At 48.1% G+C, this 18,198-nt stretch carries 20 protein-coding genes; 13 read left to right on the top strand and 7 right to left on the bottom strand.

Going from position 1 to position 18,198, the window contains the following annotated elements; genetic code table 11:
- Positions 1-224: 224 nt before the first annotated feature.
- Positions 225-995, bottom strand: coding sequence for a sulfite exporter TauE/SafE family protein (locus tag AB1L17_RS25795; RefSeq protein WP_412844493.1), 771 nt, complete (start codon positions 993-995; stop codon positions 225-227).
- A gap of 191 nt (positions 996-1,186) precedes the next feature.
- On the opposite strand from AB1L17_RS25795, the gene AB1L17_RS25800 reads away from it, so the two are divergent.
- From AB1L17_RS25800 to AB1L17_RS25815, 4 genes are all read left to right on the top strand, one after another.
- The gene (locus AB1L17_RS25800) at positions 1,187-1,795 is read left to right on the top strand and encodes a superoxide dismutase (protein ID WP_012684750.1); all 609 of its coding nucleotides are present in this window, start codon (positions 1,187-1,189) and stop codon (positions 1,793-1,795) included.
- Between the two features lie 171 nt (positions 1,796-1,966).
- Positions 1,967-2,761, top strand: a complete 795-nt coding sequence (locus tag AB1L17_RS25805; RefSeq protein WP_412844494.1) for a dioxygenase family protein — start codon at positions 1,967-1,969, stop codon at positions 2,759-2,761.
- Positions 2,761-3,642 (top strand): RNA polymerase sigma-70 factor, encoded by an 882-nt coding sequence (locus tag AB1L17_RS25810; protein ID WP_412844495.1) that lies wholly within the window; start codon positions 2,761-2,763, stop codon positions 3,640-3,642. Before AB1L17_RS25805 ends, AB1L17_RS25810 begins: the two co-directional genes overlap by 1 nt.
- 82 nt (positions 3,643-3,724) lie before the next feature.
- Positions 3,725-4,171, top strand: a complete 447-nt coding sequence (locus AB1L17_RS25815) for a carboxymuconolactone decarboxylase family protein (RefSeq protein ID WP_412844496.1) — start codon at positions 3,725-3,727, stop codon at positions 4,169-4,171.
- Between the two features lie 71 nt (positions 4,172-4,242).
- Here AB1L17_RS25815 and AB1L17_RS25820 read toward each other — a convergent pair whose 3' ends face one another.
- Positions 4,243-4,788, bottom strand: coding sequence for a pyridoxamine 5'-phosphate oxidase family protein (locus AB1L17_RS25820; RefSeq protein WP_412844497.1), 546 nt, complete (start codon positions 4,786-4,788; stop codon positions 4,243-4,245).
- A 167-nt stretch (positions 4,789-4,955) separates the two neighbouring features.
- Positions 4,956-5,945 carry a metal-dependent hydrolase gene (locus AB1L17_RS25825; protein WP_412844498.1) on the bottom strand — a complete coding sequence of 330 codons (990 nt, stop codon included), beginning with the start codon at positions 5,943-5,945 and terminating at the stop codon, positions 4,956-4,958.
- Between the two features lie 155 nt (positions 5,946-6,100).
- Between AB1L17_RS25825 and AB1L17_RS25830 the strand changes: the two genes are divergently transcribed.
- Positions 6,101-6,391 (top strand): hypothetical protein, encoded by a 291-nt coding sequence (locus AB1L17_RS25830; RefSeq protein ID WP_412844499.1) that lies wholly within the window; start codon positions 6,101-6,103, stop codon positions 6,389-6,391.
- A gap of 21 nt (positions 6,392-6,412) precedes the next feature.
- Complete coding sequence (mutY, locus tag AB1L17_RS25835; RefSeq protein ID WP_412844500.1) at positions 6,413-7,519, top strand: A/G-specific adenine glycosylase; 1,107 nt, start codon at positions 6,413-6,415, stop codon at positions 7,517-7,519.
- A 40-nt stretch (positions 7,520-7,559) separates the two neighbouring features.
- Here the strand turns inward: mutY and AB1L17_RS25840 are convergent, their stop codons facing one another.
- The 3 genes from AB1L17_RS25840 to AB1L17_RS25850 all read right to left on the bottom strand — a co-directional run bounded on the left by AB1L17_RS25840 (position 7,560) and on the right by AB1L17_RS25850 (position 8,910).
- A complete protein-coding gene (locus tag AB1L17_RS25840; protein ID WP_412844501.1) occupies positions 7,560-8,336 on the bottom strand; it encodes a Cof-type HAD-IIB family hydrolase in 777 nt (258 codons plus the stop codon).
- 122 nt (positions 8,337-8,458) lie between these two features.
- Complete coding sequence (locus AB1L17_RS25845; RefSeq protein WP_106654267.1) at positions 8,459-8,617, bottom strand: YrzI family protein; 159 nt, start codon at positions 8,615-8,617, stop codon at positions 8,459-8,461.
- A 140-nt stretch (positions 8,618-8,757) separates the two neighbouring features.
- A complete protein-coding gene (locus AB1L17_RS25850) occupies positions 8,758-8,910 on the bottom strand; it encodes a hypothetical protein (RefSeq protein ID WP_412844502.1) in 153 nt (50 codons plus the stop codon).
- Between the two features lie 524 nt (positions 8,911-9,434).
- On the opposite strand from AB1L17_RS25850, the gene AB1L17_RS25855 reads away from it, so the two are divergent.
- Entirely contained in the window at positions 9,435-11,402 is a 1,968-nt protein-coding gene (locus AB1L17_RS25855; RefSeq protein ID WP_412844503.1) for a methyl-accepting chemotaxis protein, read from the top strand.
- Positions 11,403-11,452: 50 nt separating this feature from the next.
- Here the strand turns inward: AB1L17_RS25855 and AB1L17_RS25860 are convergent, their stop codons facing one another.
- Positions 11,453-11,677 carry a mother cell protein YfhS gene (locus AB1L17_RS25860; protein WP_412844504.1) on the bottom strand — a complete coding sequence of 75 codons (225 nt, stop codon included), beginning with the start codon at positions 11,675-11,677 and terminating at the stop codon, positions 11,453-11,455.
- A gap of 195 nt (positions 11,678-11,872) precedes the next feature.
- Here AB1L17_RS25860 and fabL point away from each other — a divergent pair, with 195 nt between their 5' ends.
- The 6 genes from fabL (at position 11,873) to AB1L17_RS25890 (ending at position 18,171) form a co-directional block, all read left to right on the top strand.
- Positions 11,873-12,631, top strand: a complete 759-nt coding sequence (gene fabL / locus AB1L17_RS25865; protein WP_412844505.1) for an enoyl-[acyl-carrier-protein] reductase FabL — start codon at positions 11,873-11,875, stop codon at positions 12,629-12,631.
- A gap of 111 nt (positions 12,632-12,742) precedes the next feature.
- Positions 12,743-13,156, top strand: a complete 414-nt coding sequence (locus AB1L17_RS25870; protein WP_412844506.1) for a GNAT family N-acetyltransferase — start codon at positions 12,743-12,745, stop codon at positions 13,154-13,156.
- Positions 13,157-13,204: 48 nt separating this feature from the next.
- Positions 13,205-13,741, top strand: coding sequence for a DUF402 domain-containing protein (locus AB1L17_RS25875; RefSeq protein ID WP_007729805.1), 537 nt, complete (start codon positions 13,205-13,207; stop codon positions 13,739-13,741).
- A 57-nt stretch (positions 13,742-13,798) separates the two neighbouring features.
- Positions 13,799-15,580 (top strand): ABC transporter ATP-binding protein, encoded by a 1,782-nt coding sequence (locus AB1L17_RS25880; RefSeq protein WP_412844507.1) that lies wholly within the window; start codon positions 13,799-13,801, stop codon positions 15,578-15,580.
- A 24-nt stretch (positions 15,581-15,604) separates the two neighbouring features.
- The gene (locus tag AB1L17_RS25885; protein WP_412844508.1) at positions 15,605-16,825 is read left to right on the top strand and encodes an MFS transporter; all 1,221 of its coding nucleotides are present in this window, start codon (positions 15,605-15,607) and stop codon (positions 16,823-16,825) included.
- A 116-nt stretch (positions 16,826-16,941) separates the two neighbouring features.
- Positions 16,942-18,171 (top strand): MFS transporter, encoded by a 1,230-nt coding sequence (locus tag AB1L17_RS25890; RefSeq protein WP_412844509.1) that lies wholly within the window; start codon positions 16,942-16,944, stop codon positions 18,169-18,171.
- Positions 18,172-18,198 lie beyond the last annotated feature (27 nt).

Here is an 18,198-nt window from a genome sequence, read left to right on the forward strand (position 1 = left end):
AGGAAACAGGAGAAAAAAGCGAAGATCTTTGGGACGCCGACCGAGACGCAATGAAAAAAAGAGAAACAAGCCTTTAGCGTCCACCTCTGAGACACCTACTGAATGGACGACTTTGGACGCGGGTTTCGCTTTTTTTCATGGAGTCGGGCAGTCAATCCCCCAGGGGGTGGCCCAAGAAGCTGAGCGTTTTCTCCTGTTTCCTCCCCACCACAACAGCAACGTAATCAACCTGTAAAAATCAATTCATAAACCATCTTCACAATTAAGGTGATAGATACGACCAAGAACAACGGGCGGACATAGCGCACCCCGGTTTTAATGGCCATTTTGGCACCGAGATTTGCGCCCAACAGCATCGCGATCCCCATGATGAGACCAGTCATAAAGACGACCTTGCCCTCCATTGTGAAAACAAAAAGCGCAGAGATGTTACTGGCCAGATTCAATATTCGGCCATTTCCCGCCGCAATCACAAAATCATAGCCAAACAAAAGCACCATCAGAAAAACAAAGAACGAACCGGTCCCAGGCCCGAAAAATCCATCGTAAAATCCGATCAAAAAGGTAAATGGAATCCCGATGCCGAGGGTGAATTTGGTCAGACCCTTGTAGTTGGAATCTTGACCGAATCGTTTGTTAAAAAGGGTGTAAACAAAAATGAGTGCCATCATAATAACGACCAGAATCTTCAAGAACTCCTGGGGAACGAACAAAACCGTTTTCGCTCCGAAATAGGCGCCGATCAATGAGACGGGAAATAAAATCAGCATGAGCTTCTTGTCAAATTTACCGCTCTTGATAAAGGTGTAGGAGCTGGTGGCAGATGAAATGGTACCAGCCAATTTATTGGTGCCAAGAGCAAGGTACGGAGGCATCCCTAGACCGAGCAGGGCGGGGAGGGAGATGAGTCCGCCTCCACCGACGGTACTGTCGATGAATGCTGCAACAAATCCAAAGACGGCGAGAAGTACGATCGTTGATAAGTCCATTTCCACTAGTAATCACCTGATTTTCTTCGTTTGTAATAATCCAAGTCTAGCACTCTCCGTTTTGTTTGCAAGATGGAAATCTTTGAAATAATACATAGATTAATATACTTTGCATACCGATTTGTTGCAAAAGTGGCTGCCTTGAAGTATAATGAAGGCGTAAGCTTGACCTACATAATTTGAGGAGGAATGTTAAAATGGCACATCAACTTCCTGCATTGCCTTATGCACACAACGCTCTGGAACCACATATCGACGCACAAACCATGGAGATCCATCACGGACGCCACCATGCTACGTATGTTAATAACCTGAACGCAGCTCTGGAAGCACACGCTGACCTACAAGGTAAAAGCATTGAAGAGCTCATCAGCAATCTGGATGCTCTGCCTGAGTCCATCCGCACTGCTGTTCGCAACAACGGTGGAGGACATGCTAACCACACACTGTTCTGGGAAATCATGAGCCCGAATGGCGGCGGCGCACCAACTGGCGAACTGGCTGACGCAATCAACGCGGCTTTCGGAAGCTTTGACAACTTCAAAGCAGAATTCGCAAAAGCAGCTACTACTCGCTTTGGCTCCGGCTGGGCTTGGCTGACTGCAGAAGGCGGTAAAGTAGCGATCAGCTCTACTCCTAACCAAGACAGCCCGATCATGGAAGGTAAAACACCTATCCTCGGTCTGGACGTTTGGGAGCATGCTTACTACCTGAACTACCAAAACAAACGCCCTGACTACATCGGTGCGTTCTGGAACGTTGTAAACTGGGATGAAGTTAGCAAGCGTTTCGCAGCAGCGAAGTAATTGCACTTTTCCTTTCAAAGGCTTGTCGTTCTTATGGAGCGGCAAGCCTTTTTTGTTCAGAAGAAAGAAGCGGCATCGATTCAGTATACACTTGTAACCGGGATGAATATGAGATATGATACTTACTAAAAGTAACTGAGTTTAAAAAGTATAGAGGAGAGTGTGCTGCAAATGATGCCGTCTTTTTTCATCGCACATGGTGCCCCGTTGCTTGCCATAGAAAACAATGATTATACAGAAGCACTGAACCAATTGCCTAAGCTGCTCCCGCGAAAGCCGCGAGCGATTGTCATGTTTTCGGCCCACTGGGAAGCTTTTGAGCAAATGGTGGGAACGATGGATACCTTCCCGACGATTCACGATTTTGGCGGATTCCCCCAGGAGCTGTACGAGATTGAGTATCCAGCAAAAGGAGAGCGAGAAATTGCGGAGGAAACAGTCCGACTTCTTCAGGAAGCGGGTGTGCCAGTTGCTCTCAACACGACACGCGGACTTGATCATGGACATTGGGTCATCCTGCGCCATATGTATCCGGCTGCAGATATTCCTGTTGTTGCCTTATCGGTCAATCCGAACCTGACAGTGACTGAGCAATATCAGATCGGCAAAGCACTCAGTCCGCTCCGTGAAAAGGACGTTCTGATCCTCGGCAGTGGCGGAACCGTCCATAATTTTTCCTATATGAACCTGAGAGAGTCCGACAGTGCTGCTTTTGAGTGGGCCGTACAATTCGAAGACTGGCTGCAATCAACATTGACTGACTGGAATGTCGAGGATCTCGCCAACTATCGCGAGCTTGCTCCACATGCAGAAAAAGCTGTTCCTGCGTATGGAACCGAGCATTTTGTTCCGCTTGTGTACGTCATGGGAGCTGCCGACGATGAACGTACAGCGAAGCGCCTGCATATGAGCATCCGCTATGGCAGTCTCAGTCACACCATTTGGCAGTTTGGTGAGATGAAATAATGACAGTGCACATGGAGGATGTTTATCGGGAGTATAAATCATTACTGTTTTCCCTTGCGTACCGGATGACTGGCTCGGTAACGGAAGCGGAAGACATTGTTCAGGATACGTTTCTTGCGTTGGCAGGTACCGACTTCCAAGACATTCACCATGTAAAAAGCTATCTGTGCAAAGCTGTGACCAATCGCTGTTTGGATTTATTAAAATCAGCCCGTTGGAAGCGGGAGCAGTATGTAGGCGAATGGTTGCCGGAGCCGATCGTAGACGCTTCGGCAACGAATGATCCGTTGCACACTGTGATTGCCGAAGAATCGGTCTCGTATGGCTTGCTTGTTTTGCTCGAGAATTTGTCTCCGCCGGAGAGGGCTGTCTATGTACTGCGTACGGCTCTCGACTACGAATACAGTGAGATTGCTGCGATGCTGGAAAAGACGGAAGCGGGTTGTCGCAAGCTGCTTAGCCGCGCCGGACAAAAGCTGAAAGAAGCAGGGTATCAGGGGGAAGCTCCTCAGTCGAATCGTTCCACACGCTTGGTAGAGCAACTGATACATGCGATCTCTCAGTCAGATGCAAGGGCTTTGATAGGGTTGTTAACTAACGATTCCGTACTTGTTAGTGATGGGGGTGGAAAAGTCAGAGCTGCGATTCGTCCGATTTTCACGAACGAACGTATTGCTGCATTCTGGATGGGAGTATGGCCGAGGTGGGCTTCGCGTGCTACGATACAGATTCGCTCGATAAATGGTCAGGATGGAATTGCCGTCTTTTCCGAAGGCGAGCTGAAAATGATCATCCAGATCACGATGAATGAGGAAGAAGACCGCATCAAGCAAATGTACATGATGGTCAATCCAGAAAAGTTAGCGCATCTGCAAAAATAAGATGGATTCTTTGTCACAAGAACAAAACTTCACTCGTCTTTGAGGTTGAAAGCCAAATTCGAGTGGAGAGGAAAGATGAATCATGAAAGCTAGATTGAATCATCATCAAGTAAATCCCGAAGCGTATCAAACCATGCTCAAGCTGGAAAAATTCGTGAATGAAAGTGGCTTGGACAAAAAACTGATTGAGCTGATCAAAATTCGTGCTTCGCAAATCAACGGCTGCGCGTTTTGCTTGGATATGCATACACAGGATGCTCGCAAGCTTGGCGAGACAGAGCAACGTATTTATTTGCTCAGCGTTTGGAGAGAATCCGCGGTTTACACAGACGCAGAGCGGGCTGTCCTTGCCCTCACTGAGGCTGTCACTGTCATTACGGCTAACGGTGTTTCCGAAGAGCTCTACCAGCAGGTACGCGAGCATTTTGACGAGAACCAGTATGTCGCATTGATTATGGCGATCAATACCATCAACAGCTGGAACCGACTCGCGATTTCGGCAGGAATGAGCGCTCCGTACTCTCTGTAAGGAATAGGCTCGCCCAACAAAAAGACACGCCCTTTGACAAACGGAGCGTGTCTTTTTTCTGCTTTTGGCTTCTATACATCCATCTCGACTTTTCTGCCGGGATAGAACTGCTTCTCTTCGGAAAGTGGATTGCCTTTGGCGGTCAGCACAGTAGGCGTAATCCTGAAAATGGCGGTTGTACTGCCCATCGAAGAACGATACTTGATGACATGCTGCAAAGGCAGCGGCTCAGAATAGTAGCCGGGCACGTATTTGTCGATCATGGATTGCATCGCATCGCGCATCTCCTCAGGGTCAGCCACTCGCTCAATGGTCCCGGATAAAAACACGCTCATGTACGCTGTATCGATATGGGCAGGCACTGGAGAGGCGATTGTGCCGTACTCCTCGCACACACTGAAACATACGCGATTATTGCCATTGATCATCTCGATTTTTCTGCCAGAATCGGCGCCGTGAAAATAAATACAGCCATTCCACCAAGAAAAATTCAAAGGCAGGATGTACGGCTCGATTTCATTGGACAAGCCGAGATGGCCGACCTTTGCCACTTGCAAAAATTGGTCAATTTGCGCCTGATCGGTAATCGTACGCTTGGAATAACGAATTGGTATCATGTCGAGTCCCCCAGTCTGACTGTTTGCGGTTGAACAAAACGATCTTTGTTATTCTGATCGTAGTTGGTATTTGACTAGGTGAAAAGGTGCAATTTTCGCAAAAATGAACGGGTCAGATAGCAACAAAAATAACCGCCCTCTACTGACAGGGGCGGCAGTCTGATTGATTATGAGCGATTGGAATCCAATTTTTTGGTGAGCTGTTCTTCTCCTCGATGAATCCAGCCGACAAAGGAATCGCGGATAGTCAGATCAAAGTCGAGGTAGACCACGGCGACGAACATATAGTGACTTTTCCCTTGAAAACGGGAGCGGTAGCGCAGATCAATCCATTTAACCTCATAGCCAAAGGAGCGTTCCTTTGTTTCCACATGCACATGATGGGTAAAGGCGAGGAAGGATTGGACTTTGTAACTTTTTTTGGCTGCTGCAATCCGTTCATTTTCCGGTTTGATGGAGAAGGTGTCCAGGATGACGACGTCCCCCGAAATGACTTCACCTACATACCAATGCTGCTCTGTCTTGGCGACGAAGGTCCAATACGTCCACGAAAGAGTAGGGATGATGGTGTAAGTCCCAGCCTTGCCGATCCGCTTGCGAACCAGCTCGGTCGTTCGTTTTTGCGCCTGACAACGCCAGTAGTAGTATCCGGCGATGATCACGTATATCCACAGAAAGACGTGTCCAGGATGCGCGCCTGCCGCCCATAGCATAAAACCAAGAAGATGAGCGACGAAAATAAATGGATCAAAAATGAAAATGGCGTTGAGTGCCACCCATTTATCACGAAACGGGTAAAGGCCCTTAGTGCCATAGGAATTGAACAAGTCAACGAATACGTGTAAGCAAACGGCCAGGAATATCCAGCCGAGCAAATGCAGCCAATGGGGCTGTGGCATCATGGCCTGGATGAGAACGAAAATGGCTCCAGTCCATAAAAACAAAGCGGGAACCGAGTGAGAAACGCCTCGGTGGTTGCGTATATAGGCAGCGGTACCACGAAGGCGGACAAAACCATCCAAATCAGGCGCCTGCGAGCCAATGACCGTACCAATCATGACGGCCACTGCAAGTGACGGAGTAGAAGCTACAACAGGATCAAGGTAGGCGAGCCCGGCCAATCCAAAGCCCATGGCAAAATGTGTGGCTGTATCCATGGAATCGTTGTCTTCCTCCCTTCCACTTTTATTATTAATTATAGCGTTTGCCTAAGGTTATTTCCCGCCCCTTCTGAAAATATTTGTGAGCTTGTTCGCACTCCAGGGGAAGGGTATGATGAAAACGTTGAATCGTAAAAGGAGGAACATGTCGCATGCTAACGGTTTTCATTGAATACAAGCTGGATTCTGAAAAACGGAGTCACGCTCTGCGATTGCTCACCTCGATGGCTGAGCGAATGGAAGCGATGGGTGCACGTCAGTACCGCTCAATGGAGGGCTTGGATCAGCCTGGTCTGTTTGTCGAAGCATTTGATGTCGAGACCGTTCAGGAATATGAGCAAATCAAGGCTTACCGCTTGGCAGACGAAGACTTTTGCGACTGTATTTCCGGCGGAGCTGCGAAACTGCATGTGTGGGCGTTTCGTCCTGCTGAACTGGGATGAAAAGGAGAAGAATAAAGAGAAATGGCAAGAAAAAAAGAAAGCTTGAAATATACACTGCCTGAACAATTTCATGTGTTTGGCTTTGCCCAGGATTTGCTGGCCTGGTACGACTCTCAAAAGCGTGATTTGCCTTGGCGGATCAACAAAGACCCGTATCGAATATGGGTGTCGGAGATCATGCTTCAGCAAACGCGAGTAGAGACCGTTAAACCTTATTATGCGAATTTCATGGAAAAATTTCCGACAGTGGGTGATTTAGCGAAAGCGCCCGAGGAAGATGTCTTAAAAGCGTGGGAAGGACTCGGTTATTACTCCCGTGCCCGCAATCTTCAAGCCGCAGCTCGTGAGGTAACGGTTCGCTATGGAGGAGTTGTGCCGGATACTCCAGAGGAGATCGCTACACTAAAAGGTGTCGGTCCATATACAGCAGGTGCCATTCTTAGTATTGCTTATGAAAAGACAGAGCCAGCTGTAGATGGAAATGTCATGCGTGTCTTTTCCCGGCTGCTGTATTTGACTGACGACATCGCCAAGCCTGCTACAAGAATCAAAATCGAGCATCTCGTACGTCAGGTCATTCCTGCAGGAAGAGCGGGTGATTTCAACCAGGCTTTAATGGAGCTGGGAGCGATGGTCTGTGTCCCACGCACTCCGCAATGCTTGACCTGTCCGGTGTTTGATTACTGTATGGCGCGTCAGGAGGGAGTGGCCGAAGAGCTGCCAGTCAAGGGAAAAGCCAAACCGCCACGTCCTGTTGATTTGCAAGTAGGCATTATCATTCGCGATGGCAAAGTGTTGATCAACAAGCGGCCAGATCAAGGACTTCTCGCCGGCATGTGGGAATTCCCTACCGTTGAGACTGAACAGGAAAGAAATACCGCCAAGCAGGAGGCACTTGCCATCGGTTTGCGCGAACGATTCGGAATCGATGTAGAAGTCGTGCAGCCGCTAGGGACTGTTCAGCATGTTTTCTCACATTTACAGTGGAACATGCAAATATGGTCCTGTGACTGGATCGAAGGAGACGAGCTCCCTGCTCATGCAAGATACGCAGCTTGGGAGGAATTAGATGCATACACCATCCCGATGGCGCACCAAAAAATTCGCGAGCTGTTGGGACAAAAATAACGATTAGGCAAAGCTGTCGAGCATTTCTCGGCAGCTTTTATTATTTCATCAGACCGATGTGACGCAAGCCGTGAGATATCCCGCCATCATCGACATGTCGCGTGACGTAATTGGCATGCGGCAACAACGCTTCATGTGCATTGCCCATTGCGATCCCCATCCCGACGTAAGAGAGCATTTCTTTGTCATTCAGACCGTCTCCAAATGCAACTGCCTTGCTTGGCGCAAGCCCGATATGGGAGAGGAGAGCTTCAATACCGAGCGCTTTTGAACCGCCTTTCGCAAAAACATCCATACAATACTCATGCCAGCGTATAAACGAGAGAGCGGGAATCTCTTCTTTGTATTGTTGTTCGTGTGCATCTGGTGTAAACAACAGCGCTTGATAAATCTTTTCAGACTGGGCGAAATCCGCATTGTGATCGGGGGAATCAAGCTTCAATTGCTGAAAGGTCCAATCCAAAAAAGGATGCTGCTTATGGGTAGAAAAGCCTGCCGTACTGCCTTGAAACACGATCGGATGGTCGTGCTGGGCCGCAATTTGCTGCAATTGTTCGAGTGTTTTTGTCGGGATAGGGCGGTCATAAATGGTTTTTCCTTGATAGACGACATATGCGCCATTGCAACTGACATACGAGTCGATGCCGCACTGCTGGGCAAGCTCGTCAAAATAATAATTGGCTCTGCCTGTTGCTAAGACGACCTCGATCTTGTTTCTTTGCAGCTCTTGAATGGCTTCGAGTGTATCCGATGGTATGATTTTCTCTTCGTTGACGAGTGTTCCATCAATGTCTAAAAAGACGATTTGATACTCCATGATTTCACTCCCCACTTTTCTCTTTTGCATTCATTATAAAGCTTCGAGAGGGGGGAAGAGCAGTGAAAAGTAAAAAGATCATGCCCCCGCAGACATGATCTTTCTTGTTCACCTGTTTCTTTTTATCGAATCAAAAACTCTGGAAATTGTGTCACGATTTGATGCTTTTGCTCTTCCATGCGTTTCAGCGCTTGCTGTTGCATGTATTTCGCTTCGATTTGCTTCGGTGTCAATTTCCGTTTCTCAATAATGATTGTGAAGAAAATCATTGGAATGTACATGAGTGTATCCCTCCCATCCCGTTAGTTTGGTGCAGTCAGCTGCCATCTATCGATTTGACTCCTGTAAACCTCATCATCTGACGCCGTTGTTTGTTTTTCATAGTAAATTCCTCCTGTAGCCAAGTAGTAGTTTCTCGTCATTAAATGCGACTCACAAATTGTGCTGCTTGAAAAGCGTGTGCTTCAGCTCGTTCTTCGAGATAGCGACAGCGAGCAGATTCCGCGAAAAGTTTCTCCGCTTGTTCCTTATTGCGTTCAATCTTGACTGTGAAAAGCAAGAAGTTCAGTACCATTACCAATCACCCCCTTTCAAGGTGGAAAATGTTAATTGTTGAGAAAGAAAAAGACCACGGGCGAAAGCCTGCGGTCTTCTGGCAAAAAAACGGACATGCCGTTTTAAAGGGCATAGAAAGACCACAAGCAACAACGCCTGTGGTCGGTATTAGACGAAATGGAAATGTTGAAGATACGAATGCTACTACAATTCGTCGACCCAGGAGGCGCTGCTATATTCAGTTGGTACAACCATAAGACGATCATTAAGTACAAGATTCGGGTTCATTGCAATCATCATCATGGTGCTGCCTCCTTTCGTTTCGTAGTAGTGTGTGGAACGTACTCTTAGAATATGGCATTTTTTTCTGGTTGTAAAGCAATTTTTTACCTATTTTCTGAAAAAAGTATATTCTGAATATAATAAAAAATAATAAATAATAAACGTTTGTGCAGTTTCGATAACAAATAAAGGTTTACTCTCAAGCATATAGCGGGTATTAATATAGGACAACTACGACACGCAGAAAGGGGATGCTTGCGAATGAAAACACCCAGACTCACTGTGAAGTCCAAGCTAATCGCTACATTTTCCACGATATTAGTGATCCCGATGCTTTTGCTTGGGTTGCTCTCGTATCAGAGTGCCAAGTCCGAGCTGTCAGATGAGCTGCTAATTACTGCTTCTGAAAATGTTCGCTTGGTAGACGAGCTTTTGAATCACACATTGCTGGAGCAATCAAGGAATGTGGAATGGATCGCTGCTGATATTGTACGCAAAGATATCACGGAAGAGACCAGGCTGGAAACAAAAAAGCAATTACAGCGCTTTCTCACTATGAACCCGGAAATCAGTGAAGCGTATATCGGTGCGGAGGATGGCGCAATGCTGACCGCGAGTGATTCCAAGCTTCCGGACGGATATGACCCACGAAAAAGGGATTGGTACATAGCAGCCATGAAGCAGCCTGGGAAGAATATCATTGTGGACCCGTACATTGATGCCATTACCGGCAAAATTGTGGTTGGGATGGCAATGGCATTGCCTGATATGTCCGGAGTTTTTGGGATTGATATTCAACTGACAACGTTGGACGCAACGGTCAAGCAAGCGAAGATCGGTACCCAAGGATATATGGTCATTATCGATAAAAATCGCAAAATGCTGGTTAATCCGAATGGAGAATCGGGCGTTGAAGTTAAAGAGCCATGGGCAGATGTCGTATATGCAGAAGAATCAGGACGTTTACAGTTTAATCACGGAGGAAATCCCGTCCAAGCAGTGTTTACTACAAATGAAAATACGGGCTGGAAGCTGGTAGGTGTGATGTATGAGAGTGAGGCAGCGGAAGCAGCGAGTCCGATTTTTTATACGATGCTTGTCATCATGATTGGTGCGCTGGTGGTAGCTGGCGGAGTCATTTACCTGATTTTGCGCTCCTTACTCCGACCTTTGCGACTGTTGACAGAAGCAGCCGAAAAAATGAGCCAAGGTGACGTGACACAGCGAGTAGATGTGCGAAGTGACGATGAGTTGGGTACGTTGGGCAAAGCCTTCAACCATATGGCGGAATCTCTTCGTTCCTTGCTCTATTCTGTCAATGATTCCGTCCAGCAGCTGGCTTCATCGGCAGAACAGCTCTCAGCCAGTGCGGATCAGACGAGTAAAGCGACAGAACAGATCGCAGAGACCATACAAGAAATGGCGGAGGGAACAGAGCAGCAGGTCTCCCACGCGCAGGAGGGTGCCGCAGCGGTCGAACAAATGTCAGCAAGAATCGATCAGATCGCGGAGTATACGCAAAATGTATTCACCGCAGCACAGCAATCGTCGGGCTTGGCATCGACAGGAAACAATTCCATCCGATCCGCCGTCCAGCAAATGAACGCATCCAGCGAGTCGATTCTTAGTTTGGCAGAAGTAGTGGACAATCTGGATGCCCGCTCTCAAGAGATCGGAAACATTGTCGATGTGATTACGGCGATCGCCAACCAAACCAATTTACTTGCACTAAACGCAGCTATCGAAGCGGCCCGAGCAGGGGAATATGGTCGCGGCTTTGCGGTGGTGGCTGATGAAGTGCGAAAGCTGGCAGAGCAATCCGCAAGCTCAGCGCAGCAAATTAGTCAGCTGATTACTTCGATTCAAGCAGAGACAGCCAATGCTGTACTTGTCATGGACAAGAGCAAGCGAGAAGTAACAGAAGGCATAGAAAAAGTGAATGAAGCTGGACAGTCCTTCGAACAAATTCAAGCAGCCGTAGATGATGTTGCCGAAAAAATCGGCAAGGTATCTGATGCGACTCATGATTTTTCCACAAGGGCACAGCAAGTAGTAGAAATCATTAGCCATATTTCCGAAGTGACACAGCAAGCGGCCGATGGAACACAGAGTGTATCCGCAGCAGCAGAAGAACAGCTGGCCTCCATGGAAGAGATCGCCTCTTCAGCCGTTTCTCTCGAACAGCTAGCAGAGGAATTGCAAAACCAGATCGGCAAATTCCGTATGTAAAAAGAAGCCCGGCGCCGTGCATGAAGACACGAGCAGCCGGGTTTTTCCATTTAATCGTAAATAGGTGTCGAGGAATGATCCCATCCCCCGCTGTCTCCATTCACAGGCCCACGGGATTCAAGCTCGTGAATGACTTTGACGTGAAGGGAGGCTCCTTCTGTACTGAGGTAAGCAGCCAGCTGTGAAAAAGCGTGATGATAATAGAGCAGCTCATTCATTTCCCAATCGTCCAGTGGCACCATGGTTAATTCGGATAATTCCCGACCTATGTACACCCTGCCATTCCTCCTTTGTGATGGTGGTTTCCCCGATACCGCGAGTTTAGTATGGCTATAGATAAGGGGAACGAGTCATCCATAGATTTTTTCCTCAGGTAGAAAAAGCGCAAGGGGAGTTGTATAATGAATAAGTGATTTTTACTTATTAGTACCTGCTATTAATAGTTGGTCAGGTTGGGAGGTAATCATTTTATGAATACAACGAAAAAAGTAGCGCTGGTTACTGGCGGAACGCGAGGGATCGGAAAAGCGATTGCGCTTCAATTGGCGGAACAGGGCTATGACCTGGTGCTGAACTATTTGCGTAACCGTACAGCGGCAAGAGAAGCGGCAGCAGAACTGGAAGCAAAGGGTGCTCGTGTCCATCTGATCAAAGCCAATGTAGGCGATGTAGCAAAAATCAAAGATTTGTTCGCAGAAATTGACCAGGAATTCGGTCGTCTGGACGTGTTTGTAAACAATGCAGCATCTGGTGTATTGCGTCCATTGATGGAGCTGGAAGAAAGCCATTGGGACTGGACTATGGAAATTAACAGCAAAGCGCTGTTGTTCTGTGCGCAAGAAGCGGCAAAACTAATGATCAAAGGTGGCAACGGCGGAAAAATCGTGAGCCTGTCCAGCCTTGGATCGATTCGTGTTCTGGACAACTATACAGCTGTTGGCGTGTCGAAGGCAGCAGTAGAAGCCATTACACGTTATTTGGCAGTAGAGCTCGCACCGCATAATATTGTGGTTAACGCAGTTTCTGGCGGAGCAGTTGATACGGACGCCCTCAAGCATTTCCCGAATCGTGAAGAATTGCTCGGCAGCTCCGCAGAGCGTACGCCAGCAGGACGTATCGTGGAGCCGGAAGATTTGGCTAACGCTGTGATGTTCCTGATCTCCGACAAAGCGTCAATGGTTCGTGGACAAACGCTGATTGTAGACGGCGGTATTTCTCTTTTGACATAATCATTTCATGTAAATGGAGTATGGAGTTGGAGACTTTGTGGTGCTGCGACACAAGACAAAGTTGTCCATGTGTTGTACAATAGAGGAAGAAGGTTACGAAGGAGGCAACACATGCTGATTCGTCCGTTTCGACTCGGTGACTATTCGGCTATCACACGTATTTGGCAGGAGACGGGGTTGGACCAATCGGACAAGGAGTCATTGAACGATTTGGCCCAGCATTTGGCTTGGGACAGCGATCTGGTAATGGTTGCGGAAAAAGAAGGTAGTGTCGTTGGCGTCGTGGTTGGTACGATCGACGGAGCGCGTGCCTATTTTTACCGATTGGCTGTACTTCCAGAGATGCAAGGCTCAGGTATTGGTCGCGAACTCGTTGAAGCTATTGAAAAGCGCTTCAAGCAACGAGGTGTCAATAACGTCTTGATCATGGTTAATCAATCAAATCCGGAAGTCCTTCCGTTTTACCTTTCACTTGGCTATGAAGTACAAAAATATGTTACACTTTCCAAAAAGCTCTCTTCTTAAAGGAGGCTTGTCCCCATTCAAATAGAGAAGAGAAGAAAGGGGAGAGTCATGTCACCAACTCCGGGCTCCAATATCCGCATAGAAAGTTATAAACATGACCATTCGTTGCACCGCATATGGGACAAATCTACGTTGATTCATACCAGTGATGCGGTGGTGATTGGGGGAAATGATCGGGTCAAGGTGACAGAAGCAGACGGGCGGGAATGGCGTACGCGAGAACCGGCCATTTGTACATTTGGTAGAGGCCAGTGGTTCAATACCATTGCCATGATTCGTGATGACGGTATTTATTATTATTGCAACATTGGTTCGCCCTTTAGCATGAAGGGACAATTGCTAAGCTACATAGACTATGATCTCGACGTAAAAGTGTTTCCCGATATGACGTACTCCATTCTCGACGAAGAGGAGTTTCTGTTGCATAGCAAACAGATGAACTACCCACCGTTTGTTGTAGAGAGAGTGCAGACAGCATTGCGAGAGGTGCTGGATTGGGTAAGTGCACGCCGTGGGCCTTTTCAAAACGGCTTCGTCCAACGTTGGTACGAGCGTTATCTTTTAGTGAGAGATGATGAGGAATAATCCCTTTCCCGAATGACCGGGGGAGGGATTTCCTTGTTTGCAAAGGAGGTATGATGCTTGAGCATACGCCGTTACTTGGCATATGTTTTGCCCTATTGGAAACAAATCCTGGGCACCATATTCATTGGCATTATAAAATTTGCGATTCCACTCGCTCTGCCGCTTCTCATCAAATACGTCATTGATGATCTGCTGCCGAGCCCGATTCCTCAAGAGGAAAAGCTCACACAGCTATTTTGGCTGATGCTCGGAGCCTTTTTGTTATTTACAGTCGTTCGCGCTCCTGTGGAATACATCCGGCAATACTATGCACAGTGGGTATCCAGTCGCATCCTGTTTGACATTCGCAATCAATTGTTTTCTCATTTGCAGCGACTGTCGATGCGTTACTACAACAATACCAAGACGGGTGAGGTCATTTCCCGCGTCATTAACGACGTGGAATCAACCAAAAGCTTCGTAGAAACAGGATTGATGAATCTTTGGCTGGACCTGATTACGATCATCCTGACGCTGGGGATCATGCTCTACATGGATGTGGAGCTGACGATTGTGTCGATTGTTGTTTTCCCGTTGTACAGTATTTCCGTCAAATTTTTCTACAAGCGCTTGCGTCAATTGACCAAGGATCGTTCTGCGGCATTGGCGCGTTTGCAAGGATATTTGTACGAACGTGTGAATGGAATGTCGCTTATCCGCAGCTTTGCCTTGGAGAAGCAGGAGAGCAAAGAGTTCGCTAAGGAGAACAATCAGTTTTTGGATAAAGCGCTGGCGCAAACTCGCTGGAATGCGCGAACCTTCGCGGTAGTCAATACGATTACCGATATTGCACCGCTTTTGGTTATTGCCTACGCAGGCTACCAAGTGATTGGCGGGAGTATGACCGTTGGGACACTGGTTGCATTTTACGTGTATTTGGAACGCCTGTACACGCCGCTGCGGCGATTGGTTAATTCCAGTACGGTCCTTACCCAGGCAATTGCCTCGATGGACCGCATGTTTGAATTTATCGATGAAGCGTACGACATCGTTGACAAGCCAAACGCAGGAGAGCTGCCTGTAGACCCTGTAACCAAACGAATTCGCGGGGAAATCCGTTTTGAGAACGTATCCTTCCGCTATCGGGAGGAAGGCCCTCTCGTATTGAACAATGTGAATCTCTGCATCTCTTCTGGAGAAACGGTTGCGATTGTCGGGATGTCAGGCGGAGGAAAATCTTCGCTGATCAGCTTGCTACCCCGTTTTTGGGACGTAACAGAAGGGAAAATTACGATTGATGGCATCGATATCCGCGATGTGAAACAACAAAATTTGCGTCATCACATCGGGATGGTTCAACAAGATAATATTTTGTTTAGTGAATCGGCAAAAGTGAATATTTTAATGGGCAATCCTGACGCAGATAACAATGCTGTGCAAGAAGCTGCGAAGGCGGCAAATGCCCATGACTTTATTGCCGAATTGCCAAATGGATACGATACGGAGCTGGGAGAGCGCGGCGTAAAGCTCTCAGGAGGGCAAAAGCAGCGAATTGCAATTGCGCGTGTTTTCCTGCGTGATCCGGGTATTCTGATTCTGGATGAGGCGACGTCTGCACTCGACCTGGAGTCCGAGCACACCATTCAGGAATCGTTGTCCAGATTGACAAAAGGAAGAACCACTCTCATCGTGGCGCATCGACTGTCGACGATTACGCATGCAGACAAAATCATCGTGATGAAAGAGGGTCAGATCGTCGAAGAAGGGACGCATGAACAATTACTGGAGAGCAGGGGTGTATACTATGGCCTGTGGAGTGTGCAAGATTTAGGGAATGCATCTGATCCGCAACCGGATTGAGTGGATGGAACTGGAGGAAATCCGATGGAGATATGGCGTCGTAACTTATATGTGCTTTGCGGATCATTGTTCTTCGTCATGGTGGCGATGAGTATGATCATGCCTTTTTTACCGCTTTACATTCAGCAGGATTTCGGAATTGAAGACCCTCATGAGGTCACGGCTTGGGCGGGAATTATATTTGGGGCCAACTTTTTGACGGCTGGCCTTGTCTCGCCCATCTGGGGCAACCTGGCGGATAAGCACGGGCGCAAGATCATGATTTTGCGCTCGGGATTTTTCATGTCCATTACCATGGCGCTGACCGGTTTTGCCGGGAGTCTGTGGCAGCTTTTGGCTCTTCGTCTGCTCAATGGACTCGTAGGCGGAATCATTCCCGCCAGTACCGCATTAGTAGCGTCATCTGTACCAAAAGAACGAATTGGCTGGGCAACGGGGTTGCTACAGTCTTTTATTACGGCCGGAACCATTATGGGACCGCTATTTGGCGGCGTTCTCGCGGAGAAGATCGGCTTTCGGATGATTTTCGTTATTACCGGTTGCGTATTATTACTGGCTACCTTGGTCATTACGTTTATGGTGAAAGAGAATTTTGTTCCACCTGAAAAAAAGGAACGGTCGAGTCTACGGGAAGATTTTCAGATGATCTTCTCTTCCAAAGAACTCCCGGCGCTCTTTTTTGTAACCGTAATGATCCAGTTTGCGCTGTTCAGCATTATCCCAGTGCTGCCGATCTACATTTCACAATTAGTTGGATCAGAAGGGGCAAGGGTAGCGCTGTGGGCAGGTATAGTCCAGGCATGCATGGGGGTAGCAAATGTTTTTGCCTCACCGCAGCTGGGGCGTCTAGGAGATCGGTTCGGTTCGCAAAAGGTGCTGCTGTTCTCGCTATTGGCTGCTGCCATCATCTTTATTCCACAAGGGCTAGTGCATACGGTATGGCAATTGGTCGCGCTCCGGTTCTTGTTAGGCTTGTCGCTGGGAGGCTTGCTTCCATCTGTCAATGCTTTGCTGCGACGAGCGACACCGGTCCATATGGTCAGCCGAGTATATGGTTATAACAACAGCTTCGTCAGTATCGGCAGCATGCTCGGCCCGATGATTGGCGGCTTTTTGGCAGGCTATGTGAGCATTAGCGGCGTGTTTTACATGACGAGTGCTTTCCTGTTTATTAACGCAGGCTGGGTGTACTACAGCTTTTTCCGAAACAAATCTGTACAAGAGACAGATGCTGGAATAGAATAAAAGGTAATTTTCGCGAAAAGAGGTGCACCTCCATTGTGATGGCGAGTCGGTGTGAATAACTTCATATTCCATCAGGACGTATAGGCTGGTCCTGAACCGACAGGAGGGTGTGCATCGTGTGGCATCGACGCTTTATTTGCCTCTGGGCGGGTCAGACATTGGCCAACCTTGGGGATGTATTTTATATTGTCGCGTTTATTTCGATCATCTACGCTGCAACTGGCTCCGTCATGTACACGGCGTTTATACCGGTTGTCATCGTAGCTTCGCAGTCTGTGAGTAGCTTGTTGGCTCCACTGGTTTTTCAGCGATTGTCGTTGACGGGCATGCTCGTGCTGTCGCAAGGCTTGAAGACGATACTTTTGGCTGCAGCCTCATTAGCTGTCAGCAGCGGTGTAGGAGAGCAGGGAGAGTGGATCTGGCTATTGTTCGGATTGGGGTCAACCATCGCCTTTATGGATGGCTGGGCAAACCCTGCGCGCAATGCCATGGTGCCGCAGTTGGTCGGACGAGAAGACCTCATGCGAGCGAATGGTTTGCTTGCCACCTCGGATCAAACCGTTCATTTTGCTGGCTGGGCCGCAGGGGGATTACTCGTTTCTTGGCTGGGAGCAGGTGTTGTTCTGTGGGGAACGGTTGGTGCCTATGTTGTGGCAACGATCGCGATGACAGGCATTGCACCGGCAAGCGAAAAGCTGCGTGAAGAACAGTCAGCTAAGGCGACAACAAACTGGCTCACTGGATGGAAAACAATTCGCGATGTACCTGTACTGCGACTGCTGGTCACGATGGATGTCTTGATCGGCTTGTCCGGGGGAGTGTGGATCGCTGCGATTATGCTGCCGTTTGTCATCGATGTACTTGGACAGGGCGAAGAATGGTGGGGCTACATCAATGCCGGTTACATGCTTGGAGCCATTGCAGGTGGGACGCTGCTATTGATGTATGCGGAGCGGATGCGTCGCCATTTATTTCGCTGGATCATTTGCGGTACGATTGGCGTCGGATTCTTTACCTTTTGTTTTGGCAGCAGTACGAACGCTCTTGTAGCACTGTTGTTTTCCTTTGCACTGGGCCCGTTTTTGGAAATGGTGCATGTAAGCAAGCAGACGCTTTTGCAGCAAGAGACTGAAGAATCAGCATTACCTTATGTCATGTCAGCAAAGGGGACGATTGATTTACTCGTCTTTGGCGCTTCTGCCTTGGTGATGGGGGTTATCGCTGAATGGCAGGGAGTCCGGGCTGTTTATTATGTATCTGCTGGATTGTTACTTATCGCTTTCCTTTTTGCGTTGCGCTTGCAAAAAAAGCAGACGGAACATGCTGGTGGGGTTTCTGTAAATTAAATCACGAACAGGCTGTCTTATCCGTAG

The organism is Brevibacillus jepli (assembly GCF_047229145.1).
Classification (GTDB): domain Bacteria; phylum Bacillota; class Bacilli; order Brevibacillales; family Brevibacillaceae; genus Brevibacillus.

Bases quoted from the DNA above. Each gene is read 5' to 3' on its own strand.
- AB1L17_RS25800 (WP_012684750.1), top strand. From the start codon at position 1,187: ATGGCACATCAACTTCCTGCATTGCCTTATGCACACAACGCTCTGGAA.
- AB1L17_RS25810 (WP_412844495.1), top strand. From the start codon at position 2,761: ATGACAGTGCACATGGAGGATGTTTATCGGGAGTATAAATCATTACTG.
- AB1L17_RS25855 (WP_412844503.1), top strand. From the start codon at position 9,435: ATGAAAACACCCAGACTCACTGTGAAGTCCAAGCTAATCGCTACATTT.
- AB1L17_RS25830 (WP_412844499.1), top strand. From the start codon at position 6,101: ATGCTAACGGTTTTCATTGAATACAAGCTGGATTCTGAAAAACGGAGT.
- AB1L17_RS25840 (WP_412844501.1), bottom strand. From the start codon at position 8,336: ATGGAGTATCAAATCGTCTTTTTAGACATTGATGGAACACTCGTCAAC.
- AB1L17_RS25825 (WP_412844498.1), bottom strand. From the start codon at position 5,945: ATGGATACAGCCACACATTTTGCCATGGGCTTTGGATTGGCCGGGCTC.
- AB1L17_RS25845 (WP_106654267.1), bottom strand. From the start codon at position 8,617: ATGTACATTCCAATGATTTTCTTCACAATCATTATTGAGAAACGGAAA.
- AB1L17_RS25815 (WP_412844496.1), top strand. From the start codon at position 3,725: ATGAAAGCTAGATTGAATCATCATCAAGTAAATCCCGAAGCGTATCAA.
- AB1L17_RS25820 (WP_412844497.1), bottom strand. From the start codon at position 4,788: ATGATACCAATTCGTTATTCCAAGCGTACGATTACCGATCAGGCGCAA.
- AB1L17_RS25870 (WP_412844506.1), top strand. From the start codon at position 12,743: ATGCTGATTCGTCCGTTTCGACTCGGTGACTATTCGGCTATCACACGT.
- fabL (WP_412844505.1), top strand. From the start codon at position 11,873: ATGAATACAACGAAAAAAGTAGCGCTGGTTACTGGCGGAACGCGAGGG.
- AB1L17_RS25850 (WP_412844502.1), bottom strand. From the start codon at position 8,910: ATGGTACTGAACTTCTTGCTTTTCACAGTCAAGATTGAACGCAATAAG.
- AB1L17_RS25885 (WP_412844508.1), top strand. From the start codon at position 15,605: ATGGAGATATGGCGTCGTAACTTATATGTGCTTTGCGGATCATTGTTC.
- AB1L17_RS25805 (WP_412844494.1), top strand. From the start codon at position 1,967: ATGATGCCGTCTTTTTTCATCGCACATGGTGCCCCGTTGCTTGCCATA.
- AB1L17_RS25875 (WP_007729805.1), top strand. From the start codon at position 13,205: ATGTCACCAACTCCGGGCTCCAATATCCGCATAGAAAGTTATAAACAT.
- mutY (WP_412844500.1), top strand. From the start codon at position 6,413: ATGGCAAGAAAAAAAGAAAGCTTGAAATATACACTGCCTGAACAATTT.